Source organism: Allochromatium palmeri, from assembly GCF_009720725.1.
GTDB classification, from domain to species: domain Bacteria; phylum Pseudomonadota; class Gammaproteobacteria; order Chromatiales; family Chromatiaceae; genus Thermochromatium; species Thermochromatium palmeri.
This window is the reverse complement of record NZ_WNKT01000104.1, coordinates 1-3,077: the sequence shown is the minus strand read 5'-3', so window position 1 is coordinate 3,077 and position 3,077 is coordinate 1. Positions and strand designations below refer to the sequence as shown.

Genomic DNA, 3,077 nt, shown 5'->3' with positions numbered 1-3,077 from the left:
TCTTCGCGAAACCCGCGTCTCGCCAAGACCGACTATTCTACAGACTCCCTTCCGACTGTCAACTCCTTTTTTTCAGCCTCGGGGCGCTTCAAGTCCGCTTTCCCCGGATGGCCTCCGCGTTCGCTTCGGCCTCCTCATCCCCCGTTCCTTGGGAAGCCGCGCATTTTAACCACCTCCAAATTCCTGTCAACCCACGGGGCGAAAAAATTTGCGCCAAATCACTGAGAAAATCGACGATGGACTCTGGGCGACACCCCTACTCCATGCCTTAGACAGGGCCAAGATATTGATTTAATTTAAGGTATGGAGTCTGTGACGATTCGGTATGATTGTCATCCCGACAATCTGGCTTGTCGTCGCTCAATCACTGGAGAACACCCGATGCCACTGACACGTAGACACTTCAGCCAACTGCTCTTGAGCGCGCTCACCCTCTCGACCTTACCGTTGGCCGCCCAGGCGAACCTGGAGGAAGGACAGGATTGGCGCGCGATCGTGCCGCCGCAACCCACCGACGCCCCCGGAAAGATTGAAGTGCTGGAATTCTTTTCCTATGGCTGCCCACATTGCGGCTCACTGAACCCGCTGATCACACAGTGGAAGTCGACGTTACCGGAGGACGTCGTGCTGCGGCGGGTGCCCGTTACCTTTGGACGTCAGGCTTGGGCCAACCTCTCGCGCCTCTTCTATTCACTGGAAAGCCTCGATGCGCTGGAACGACTCGATCAGGCGGTCTTCACCGCCCTGCATGAGCAACGCGTCAAGCTCTACACTGAACCGGCGATCCTGGAGTGGTTGAGTGACAAGGAGATCGACATCCAGCGCTTCACGGAAGTCTTCAACTCGTTCGATGTTCAGACCAAGATCGGCCGCGCGGACTATCTGGCCGGGCGGTATCAGATCAACGCCGTGCCAACGATTGCCGTTGCGGGACGTTACGTCGTGCTGGGCAACAACGCCAAGGGCATACCTGATCTACTCACGATCGCGGATCAACTGATCGACCGGGCACGCAACGAAGGTGTCGCGGCGGGCTAAAAAACAAAGCCCCCACGTCGATCGCGGGGGCCTGTTTACTTGGAGCGCACATGATCGGTTCGGTTAGCGCCGGGTTGCGCGCTCCAACCACACGACATCGATCGCCGTCTACGGCATGTGATCGAGTCCGATCTTGGATGAATCACGCGCGACGATCTCGTGGCGCTTCAGCACCATCGGAACGATCATGACCAGGGCACCGGCCAACAGAAGGATCTCGAGTCCATAAACGGCGATATATCCGACCGCCGGTCCAGTCAGGTCTGGCCCGAAAATCCCCCTGTCGGCCAGACTGGACACGACATCACGCATGCTGCCGCCAACCGCCATGGCAATCCCGTTCGCGGTTGCCTGAACCGCGCCCCAGGCACCGAGCGCTAAGCCGCTGTGAAGACCGCCATGATCAGCTCCAGCCATATCCATAGCCGCCGTCAAGGTTCCAACCGCAAGGAACCCCCCGCCGAATCCAATCAAGGCCGTGCCAGAACGAAACAACATGACCGACCCTGAACTCGCCGCAAAGATGACAGCCGAGAAGGCCAGGAGCCCAAAAAGCACGCCGATGGCCGTGAGCCGATAGGCATTGCCGCCTTGAGCCAGCCAATACCCCGATAAAACGAAGGCAGCCAGGGTTCCGGTCGCCCAGAGCGCCGTCAAGGCGGTCGTCTGCGACACGCTCATGCCCAGCACCTGACCGCCATAGGGTTCAAGCAAAATGTCTTGCATGGTGAAACCGGCCGTGCCAAGACCGACGATGATCAACAATCGACTCGCCTGACCACCCGCGGCAAACTCACGCCAGGTTTCGAGAAACGGGGGACGCTTGGCCGGATTGGCGGCGCGCTCTGAATCAACCGCCTCCTGTTTCCACAGCGCAACGAGGTTCAGCGCAATCGTGGCGACCGCGGCGCCCTGGATGAGCTGAATCAGCAACTGCTGCGAAAAATTGGTCAGCAGGCGCCCGAAGAGTAAGGCGCTGAGCACCATACCGAGCAGCAGGGTGACATAGAGTAATGCCACGACGCGCGGACGCTTATCCGGCGAAGCTAGATCCGTGGCCAGCGCCAAGCCCGCGGTCTGGGTAGTGTGCAACCCGGCACCGACCATCAGGAAGGCGAGTCCAGCACCCAGCTTGCCCAGGATATTCAGGCTGTTCGAGGCATCGGCCAACAGCAGCAGCGCAAACGGCATGATCGCAAAACCGCCGAACTGCAACATGCTGCCGAACCAAATATAAGGAACGCGGCGCAAACCGAACGCTGAGCGGTGATAGTCCGAACGGTGCCCAATCAAGGCGCGGAAGGGCGCAAAGATCAGCGGCAGAGCCAGCATGGTCGCCACCAGCCAGGTCGGAACCCCGAGTTCAACGACCATGACGCGGTTGAGCGTTCCAGTGAGCAGCACCATGGCAATGGCGACCGAAACCTGGAACAGCGACAAGCGCAGCAGGCGCGGCATCGGCAAATCAGGGGTCGCCACGTCCGCGAAGGGCATCAGTCGGCGTACGAGCTGACGCCAGGCGAGTAACCGTGGATCGATAGGTTCACTCATGCCAATATCATCTCCGAACTTGAATAAAATGGCGCGCGGCATGGACGCACGCTCGATGCATGACGAACGCCATCACCTGGATTCAAACCCTGTGGGCTAAATCGAAGGCCGTCGTCGCAAGGCGGCGATGGTACGCTTCCATGGGTTTCATTGGAAGGTTTCGGGGAGAAGCGGAAGGACGTTGGAGCGGAGGACGGCGAGCGCCGTTCTTGAAAACCACACGGCGGACGGAACGCACACAAGAGTAGGGCATTCCATCCGCCGTGCGACGTACAGTGCTGTACGTCTCGAATCGACGTCAGCGTCACCGATAGGCGACTGACATCGATTGGCGTGCAATCACTGCCAGCCGAGGCCGACCGAGAAGACAACCGCGTGGACAGCGATGGCCAGAACCAGCAGGGCGTAGAAGATGGGCATCAGCCAGGTAGCCGGATTGACAACCAGCCAGATCTTCCAATCGTCTTCGGGGTTCTTCGGCTTTGCGA

General features: G+C 59.4%; 3 protein-coding genes. 1 reads left to right on the top strand and 2 read right to left on the bottom strand.

Translation table 11 applies throughout. The features are described from left to right. Positions 1-381: 381 nt before the first annotated feature. A complete protein-coding gene (locus tag GJ668_RS19520) occupies positions 382-1,038 on the top strand; it encodes a thiol:disulfide interchange protein DsbA/DsbL (RefSeq protein ID WP_155451751.1) in 657 nt (218 codons plus the stop codon). A gap of 108 nt (positions 1,039-1,146) precedes the next feature. Here the strand turns inward: GJ668_RS19520 and GJ668_RS19515 are convergent, their stop codons facing one another. Together GJ668_RS19515 and pufA are read right to left on the bottom strand one after the other, a co-directional pair. After that, a complete protein-coding gene (locus GJ668_RS19515; RefSeq protein WP_155451750.1) occupies positions 1,147-2,589 on the bottom strand; it encodes a BCD family MFS transporter in 1,443 nt (480 codons plus the stop codon). A gap of 339 nt (positions 2,590-2,928) precedes the next feature. Next, positions 2,929-3,077, bottom strand: a 149-nt coding sequence (gene pufA / locus GJ668_RS19510) for a light-harvesting antenna LH1, alpha subunit (protein WP_155451749.1), incomplete at its 5' end; no start/stop codon positions are given.

Excerpts from the sequence above, each read along its gene's own strand:
- GJ668_RS19520 (WP_155451751.1), top strand. The coding sequence starts at position 382 with ATGCCACTGACACGTAGACACTTCAGCCAACTGCTCTTGAGCGCGCTC.
- GJ668_RS19515 (WP_155451750.1), bottom strand. The coding sequence starts at position 2,589 with ATGAGTGAACCTATCGATCCACGGTTACTCGCCTGGCGTCAGCTCGTA.